Origin of the sequence: Pseudoalteromonas luteoviolacea NCIMB 1942 (genome assembly GCF_001625595.1) — a bacterium.
Lineage (GTDB): Bacteria > Pseudomonadota > Gammaproteobacteria > Enterobacterales > Alteromonadaceae > Pseudoalteromonas > Pseudoalteromonas luteoviolacea_A.
This window is the reverse complement of sequence record NZ_AUXT01000031.1, coordinates 1-6,255: the sequence shown is the minus strand read 5'-3', so window position 1 is coordinate 6,255 and position 6,255 is coordinate 1. Positions and strand designations below refer to the sequence as shown.

Annotated in this window: 4 protein-coding genes and 1 pseudogene; 4 read left to right on the top strand and 1 reads right to left on the bottom strand. The window is 40.3% G+C overall.

Going from position 1 to position 6,255, the window contains the following annotated elements:
* Positions 1–21: 21 nt before the first annotated feature.
* Positions 22–412, bottom strand: a pseudogene (locus N482_RS23995) (transposase); the annotation flags it as partial.
* A 487-nt stretch (positions 413–899) separates the two neighbouring features.
* On the opposite strand from N482_RS23995, the gene N482_RS25430 reads away from it, so the two are divergent.
* From N482_RS25430 to N482_RS03260, 4 genes are all read left to right on the top strand, one after another.
* Complete coding sequence (locus tag N482_RS25430; protein WP_231100779.1) at positions 900–1,829, top strand: cache domain-containing protein; 930 nt, start codon at positions 900–902, stop codon at positions 1,827–1,829.
* A gap of 242 nt (positions 1,830–2,071) precedes the next feature.
* A complete protein-coding gene (locus tag N482_RS25425) occupies positions 2,072–2,899 on the top strand; it encodes a methyl-accepting chemotaxis protein (protein WP_231100778.1) in 828 nt (275 codons plus the stop codon).
* Between the two features lie 146 nt (positions 2,900–3,045).
* Entirely contained in the window at positions 3,046–4,983 is a 1,938-nt protein-coding gene (locus N482_RS03265; RefSeq protein ID WP_063375727.1) for a DNA topoisomerase III, read from the top strand.
* A gap of 71 nt (positions 4,984–5,054) precedes the next feature.
* Positions 5,055–5,912: a tetratricopeptide repeat protein gene (locus N482_RS03260; protein WP_063375726.1), complete on the top strand. Its 858-nt coding sequence runs from the start codon at positions 5,055–5,057 to the stop codon at positions 5,910–5,912.
* The last annotated feature ends 343 nt before the right edge of the window (positions 5,913–6,255 follow it).

The following is a 6,255-nucleotide window of genomic DNA, read 5'->3' as shown; positions in this document are numbered from 1 at the left end:
ACTTTGCTATACGCTTACAGTTAAACGCTTGGGTGTATTGTTTGGAGAGAGCATTCGCCATTACTTTAAGCTGACTTCCAATGAATTGACATGCATATTTGAAGCTTATCTCGTTCGGTGCCCTTTTGTGTGATACTGCTGCTAAGCTCGCTTCTCTCCTGACTAAGTTATACCCCAACATCAATCCCCACAACTCCTGATACTCAAGCTCAACTGTCTTACTCCTTAGCGTAATCGCATTATGTTGCATGGATGATTTTATATCGCGTTAACCCAGCTCTATTTCCCAGCGTTCATGATATAAGTTGGCTACGTCGTTCGCGCTAAATTTATCACTAGACAGTGAGGTAAATACGGTTTTATCTTTTCCGTCAATTTGATATGTAACCGCTTTAACTTGCCACTTCCTTGGGAAGTCTGCGTCCCCTGATTGTCGCTTTAGTTGATAATTCTGCTGCACTTAACTGGAATGTGTTCACAAAATATAGACAGGCGAGCCAACTCTAGTGATGAATCATCGATAACATCGTTGAACAAATAAGTGTTTGCCATAAAAACATCCGTAATCAGAAAACTAATTACGGATTTTTCATGATCTTTTGGATCGGTCAACTGATCATTTTCTTAATAGATCAGCATTGCGACTATCAGTCGAGATTTTTATTATCAAAAAGCCCCGCCAATGAAAACACAGCTTCATTTATTTTATTCTTGCGAATTGTCTTTTCATGAATCAAGTTTAAAAAATTCATGAATTTAAAATTTGTGAAATATAATATTTTTGGGATTTTATAAACTTGGAAACATGCAATAAGCCTTAGTGATAAAACTCATTGCAAAGTAGGAAGCTCAGAAAAGTACAAGGTCGTATATGCAGCAGATGTCTATTAAAAAAGTTGATGTTATTTGTCACAACTTTGGTTGTGGCTATTATTGTGATCCTAGTGATGACGACTTGGCTTCACTTGCAAGAAGAGAATGAAAAACAAAGTGAGCAGGTACAAGAGCTGGTCTTAAAGGAAATCCGAGCTGGATTAGTTTTTATGGGGCAGTTTTATATTCAGCAAATATCGGGCTACCTGAATGAAGCATATCGAATCCCAAATTCTCTAGCAGGTGCAATCGAAGCAAGTCTAAACATTCCGTTAGAAAGGTCTGGAGTAGAAGCGTTATTACGCGGAGCTATAAACAAAAATGATAATGTTTCTTCAATTTATAGACATTTTGAAAAAAATGCTTATGATCAAAAAGACACTCAATACTTTAACGGTGCTTCTCATTCTGCCCCTAGAGCTGGGTCTATAGAGCTTTACTTTACCCGTGAAAGCAGTGGTGTTGTTCAGCACCAAATAGAATCAGCAGACGCAAAGTATAGCGATACACGTAACGAGTTTGGGATCCGAGAGTCTGAGTGGTACTTGTGCGCTAGAAATAACAACACTCCTTGTATGATGGAACCATATGTCTATGAAATCTCACCAGGGAACAGCATGCTGATGACTCCTCTGACGGTGCCAATTCAAGATGGAAATCGGTTTAAAGGGCTAATTGGTGTTGATGTAAATTTACCTGAGTTACAAAAACTGGTTGAAGAGCTATCGAACTCTTTATACGAAGGTGAAGCGCAAGTATCTTTACTTAGTGAAATGGGACTAATCGCTGGTGCTAGTCATCATGCAGGTTCTTTAGGTAGGCCCTTGTCAGAGGTCATTAATCAAAGCCTAGCGCAAAACCTACAAACGTTACATAAGGGAAGTGGTTACACAGAAGTAGGCGATGATATTGTGACATCGGTCCCAGTAAATGCCGATTTAGCAGGTGTAACCTGATCTTTAGTGATTCAAGTACCAAAAGAAAAAGTAATGGCGTCGGCTTGCTATAATCAGTGCGCAACTATATGAGTCTGCGAACGACTTAGGTGTTTGGATGGCATTTTTAGGACTCATAGTGGTGGCATTGGCAATTGGGTTTAGTCTGTTCTTAATAAATACGATTACTGGACCTTTATCTTATATAGAATCCCGAGTTGACAATTTAGCGTCTAGTGAGGGCAATCTAACACCTGTTGGAAGTGAGCCATCACGCAGAGCTAATTCCATTAACCGCGGGTTTTAATCGTTTTACAAATAAACTACGTGGCATGATCGAAGATCTCAAAGCTTTGGTACATCAATCATATCAACAATCACAAGTCACAACTGAGGCGGCAATTAATATCAAAAACAAAGTATCAAACCAGCATATTGAAATTGATAATGTGGTGACTGCCATAAATGAGTTAAGTGCGACGGCCAGTGAAGTGGCAAGAGTATCAGAACAGGCAGCGGCAACGACTGATAGTGCAGTTAAGACCGTGCAAAGTTGCGAACAAGATATTTTAAATACAACTCAAACAGTTGATGAAATTGCTGAACAAGTTTCTGTTGCGCAAGATGCTTTCCATCGTGTGGCAGAAAGAAGTGGTGATATATCAAAAATATTGGATGTGATCCTCTCCATTGCTGAGCAAACTAATCTACTAGCGTTAAATGCTGCTATTGAAGCTGCCAGAGCCGGGGAACAAGGTCGAGGCTTTGCGGTGGTAGCTGACAAAGTTAGGTCACTTGCGTCAAAAACACAAGCTTCAACAGATGATATTAGTATCTTGATTGAGAACTTGCAAAATGAGATCCATGGTTCTGAAGAAATTATCAAAAAAACAGTAGGTAAAGGCCACAGTGCTACGAATTTGTGCCAAAAAGCTGCTACGTCAATGAGCTCTCTGGTGTCTGAGTTATCTAATATATCGCACGAAGTGACACAGATAGCGACGTCGGCTGAAGAACAAAGTATGGTCACTGAAGAAGTAAACATGAACATGACTGGGATTGTAGATGCGGCAAAAGAGCTAGCACCATGACTCAGCTAATGGAGCAAAAGCATCAACAGCTTAACTTTCTGAAAACTTAGTGGTGATGTGAGATCTGCGTGAGTAGATAATCTGCACTGGCATTATAATACTGGGTTAGCTAGAATAACTGTAAATATATACAGCTAACTAGTTATATGAAGCTTTACATTGCAGAAAAACCTTCTTTAGGCAGGGCTATTGCTGAAGTGCTGCCTAAACCACATAAAAAGCAAGACGGATTCATTGAGGTTGGCAATGGGGATTGCGTGACTTGGTGTATTGGGCACCTTTTAGAGCAAGCCGAGCCTGAAGATTATGATCCTCGATTTAAAAAGTGGTCAACCCAGGACCTACCAATAGTCCCATCTGAATGGAAGTTTAAAGCAAAGCCAAAAACCAAAAAGCAACTTGCAACCGTAAAGAGGTTGATCAAAAGTGCGGGTGTGGTGGTTCATGCGGGAGATCCGGACAGGGAAGGGCAATTACTTGTTGACGAAGTGATTCAAGAGGCGAAACTCTCAAAAGCTAAAAAATCCACCGTTGAACGTGTACTCATTAGTGACCTTAACCCTAATGCCGTTAAAAAAGCGCTGCAGAAGTCTAAATCAAACACAGAGTTTATGGCACTAAGTATCTCTGCTTTAGCCAGAGCCCGCGCAGATTGGCTGTACGGTATGAATTTGACTAGAGCATTTACTCTCGCTGGGCAAAAAGCGGGTGTGCAAGGTGTGTTGTCAATTGGTCGAGTGCAAACACCTGTTTTGGGGTTAGTAGTACGTCGCGATGAGGAAATTGCCAATTTTGTTTCAAAGCCTTTTTATGAAGTCACGGCAAAAATATCAAAGGAAAGTGGTGAGCAATTTGACGCTAAGTGGCAACCTAGTGAAGCCTGCATACCCTACATGGATGAAGAGGGCCGAGTACTTGTTAAAGGACTTGCTGAGAATGTAGCTAAAAGAATTACGAATCAGCCTGCTGAATTAACAAAACTTGATAAGGTGCCAAAGAAACAAAACCCGCCTTTGCCATACAACCTGTCAGCGTTACAGATTGATGCAAACAAACGTTTTTCGATGTCAGCTAAGCAAGTTTTAGATATTTGTCAGGCTTTGTACGAAAAACACAAATTAATCACTTACCCAAGGTCAGACAACCGTTATTTGCCCAATGATCATTACTTAGAACGTAATGACGTTTTGGCAGCTGTGGTTAATAACAATGGATGCGAGGAGAAATTAGTCGCAGACGCGAACACTTCATTAAAGAGCAAGTGTTGGAATGACAAAAAAGTCGAAGCACACCATGCCATTATACCAACTAAAAAATGTTTAAAGTCAGCGCAGTTAGGACATCAGGAGTTACAGATCTATGGCCTTATTTGTACACAATACCTCGCGCAGTTTTATCCTGCTTACGAATATTCGCAAACCAAAGCCTATTTAACCATTGCCGGTGGCAACTTTATTGCCAAAGCGGATACTGTCATTAACAAGGGGTTTAAAGTTTTATTTAAGAGTAAAAAAGCAGACTCGGAGCTCAAAACGCAGTTACCAATACTTGAAGTCGGTGAACCACTACACTGCAATGAAGGTGTTGTTAATGAGAAAAACACTCAGCCGCCAAGTCACTTTACCGAAGCGACACTCCTGAGCGCGATGACAGGTATTGCACGCTATGTAAAAGACAAAGAAGTCAAAAAAGTACTTAAAGAGACGGATGGACTGGGCACTGAAGCAACTAGGGCTGGTATTATCGAATTACTTTTCAAAAGAGGTTTTTTACAGCGAGAAGGTAAATTGATTAAATCTACCCAATTAGGCAGTGGGTTGATTAATACGATCCCTGTTCATTTATCTCTGCCAGATAGAACCGCTTTGTGGGAGTCTCAGCTTACTAATATCGCTCAAAAATCAGCTTCTTATTCGCAGTTTATGACACCACTTGAATCTGAGCTTTCAGATTTAGTTAGCTTATCTCAATCTATAAATACAAATGCCCTTAAAGGTGTGCAGGCACCAAACCCTTTTAAAAAAAGAGGAGGAGGTAAAGAGCGCCGCAAGGCTACCCGATACAAAACTAAAACAAAGAGTTGAGAACTATTGGCTTGTAAAGTGTAAACCTGACACTATATAGCTATAAGAATTGAAATAAAGAATGCTCGGTTATGGAAAATAAAATCACGTTAACACCAGAAAATATTCAACAAGTTCTCGCTTCTTCTAGTGCTGAACATCTTGTGCTTTTAAGTTTTTATAGTGCGCAGCACCCTGATTGTGTTGCTCAAGCAGCGCTTTTGGATGAGCTGGCGACTCAGTATAGTACTAGTATCACAATAGCGACATTGGATTGTGATCTACAACAGGCCTTAGCCGGGCAGTTAGCTCAGCAAGTAGGCCTTCAAGCGTTACCAACCGTGGTAGTGCTAAAAGGTGGGTCACCTGTTGATGTATTGGCTGGCCCCAAGAGTAAAGAAGAAATTACCAAAGTATTGACTGAACATCTTCCGTCTCCAGAGCTAATCCTATTGGAGCAAGCTAAGCAAGCTTTGGCGAATGGCGATCTAAATAGTGCATACTCAAATGCTAAGCAGGCTTATGATGTGGCGAAGGGTAACCCCAGAGTTAATTTAGTTTTTGCTGACATTTGTATCCAAATCCAAAAAGTTGATGATGCAGAAGCATTATTGTCAACGATCCCAGAAGACCAGCAAGATGCTTATTTTAATAACTTGCAGACTAAGCTCTCGCAAGCTAGAGATGCGCAAGAGTCACCGGAGTTGAAACGACTAACTCAGGCTGTTGAAGAAGCGCCAGACAATCTAGAGTTAGTTTGTCAGCTAGCTCAAGCACAAGTGGATGCAGGGAAAAAAGAAGACGCGTTGGCTTCTCTATTTAAAGTACTGAGTAAGGACTTGTCTTTTGGTGAGGCAAAGAAGGGGTTCTTAGATATTATCGCTTCATTGCCTGAAGGTGATAGCACGGCTGTTACATATCGCCGTAAATTATATAGCCTTCTCTATTAATCAAATAAGATCTCAGCACAATGGGCATTGTGCTGAGAAAATGTTTGCAAGATCTCAGATTTGTACAATACTTAAGGTCCTCTTCGAAAAAATGTGTCATTTTGATTAAAATATGATTACAGAGCATGCAGTTTTGAGGTGTTTCGTCGCTATTTTATTCGAAAAGGTTCTTTTTCTAAGTTTTCTATAAAAAACACTTGATCCTATTTAGGATCTCCCTATAATGCGCTCCCACTGACACAGCGGGATGCAACGAAAAACGCAAACCAAAGTGAAGGGTAAAGTTAAATTGAAAGGTTGATTTAAAAAATTAAATTTTCTAGTTGACTTTAAAAGTGAAGCG

Coding starts and splice junctions, on each gene's coding strand:
- N482_RS03265 (WP_063375727.1), top strand. CDS start 3,046: ATGAAGCTTTACATTGCAGAAAAACCTTCTTTAGGCAGGGCTATTGCT.
- N482_RS25430 (WP_231100779.1), top strand. CDS start 900: ATGTTATTTGTCACAACTTTGGTTGTGGCTATTATTGTGATCCTAGTG.
- N482_RS03260 (WP_063375726.1), top strand. CDS start 5,055: ATGGAAAATAAAATCACGTTAACACCAGAAAATATTCAACAAGTTCTC.